This window comes from Paenilisteria rustica (assembly GCF_013820765.1).
GTDB classification, from domain to species: Bacteria; Bacillota; Bacilli; order Lactobacillales; family Listeriaceae; genus Listeria_A; species Listeria_A rustica.
In genome coordinates, this window is sequence record NZ_JABJVM010000047.1 from 1 (window position 1) to 550 (window position 550).

A 550-nucleotide genomic window follows, 5' to 3' on the forward strand; every position below is an offset into this window, starting at 1 on the left:
TAGTAGGGGGCTTCCCCCTGTGAGAGTAGGTCGTCGCCGGGCAATGTATTATTCCACAGTAGCTCAGTTGGTAGAGCAATCGGCTGTTAACCGATCGGTCGCAAGTTCGAGTCTTGCCTGTGGAGCCATTATGGAGAGCTGTCCGAGTGGCCGAAGGAGCACGATTGGAAATCGTGTAGGCGGCGAAAGTTGTCTCAAGGGTTCAAATCCCTTGCTCTCCGTTCTCTGTAGCTTTTTATTAGTTAGGCCCGTTGGTCAAGCGGTTAAGACACCGCCCTTTCACGGCGGTAACACGGGTTCGAATCCCGTACGGGTCATTTTTTAGATATTTGGGGGCTTAGCTCAGCTGGGAGAGCATCTGCCTTACAAGCAGAGGGTCAGCGGTTCGATCCCGTTAGCCCCCACCATTTATTTGTTATTATCGTCGCGGGGTGGAGCAGTCTGGTAGCTCGTCGGGCTCATAACCCGAAGGTCGCAGGTTCAAATCCTGTCCCCGCAATTAGTGGTTCCGTGGTGTAGGGGTTAACATGCCTGCCTGTCACGCAGGAGA

5 tRNA genes are annotated in these 550 nt (G+C 53.6%); all 5 read left to right on the forward strand.

What is annotated here, in order from left to right:
• The first annotated feature begins 52 nt into the window (after positions 1–52).
• The 5 genes from HPK16_RS16565 (at position 53) to HPK16_RS16585 (ending at position 499) form a co-directional block, all read left to right on the forward strand.
• A tRNA-Asn gene (locus HPK16_RS16565) sits at positions 53–128 on the forward strand.
• 4 nt (positions 129–132) lie between these two features.
• Positions 133–221: transfer RNA gene (locus HPK16_RS16570), tRNA-Ser, on the forward strand.
• Between the two features lie 24 nt (positions 222–245).
• Positions 246–317, forward strand: a tRNA-Glu gene (locus HPK16_RS16575).
• 14 nt (positions 318–331) lie between these two features.
• Positions 332–407 (forward strand) — tRNA-Val (locus HPK16_RS16580).
• A gap of 18 nt (positions 408–425) precedes the next feature.
• Positions 426–499 (forward strand) — tRNA-Met (locus tag HPK16_RS16585).
• Positions 500–550: the final 51 nt, after the last annotated feature.